The sequence below is a fragment of the Pseudomonas sp. HY13-MNA-CIBAN-0226 genome (assembly GCF_040310305.1).
GTDB lineage: Bacteria > Pseudomonadota > Gammaproteobacteria > Pseudomonadales > Pseudomonadaceae > Aquipseudomonas > Aquipseudomonas gregormendelii.
The window spans coordinates 1-229 of sequence record NZ_JBEOPS010000717.1 but is presented as its reverse complement, the minus strand read 5'-3'; the positions used below and the strand labels follow the sequence as shown (position 1 = coordinate 229).

The window sequence follows — 229 nt, the reverse complement described above, 5'->3', positions numbered from 1 at the left end:
ACTGGGGATTGGCGAAGACACTCGGCTACTGATCTTCGCCGGGCGCGGCTCCAAGGAGAAAAACCTGCCGGTGCTGCTCAACTGCATGAAGCGCCTGGGGGAAGGCTACCACTTGCTGTTGGTGGGCTCTGGCATGCCGGCCAGCGTGCCAGACAATGTCACCGTCATTGATGGATTCCGGCCCGCCCAGCATGTTGCGCGGCTGATGGCCAGCGCCGATGCCTTGCTG

The 229-nt window shown here is 62.9% G+C and carries 1 pseudogene; it reads left to right on the top strand.

Annotated features, from left to right (window positions below):
• Positions 1-229: pseudogene (locus AAEZ05_RS30580) on the top strand (glycosyltransferase family 1 protein); the annotation flags it as partial.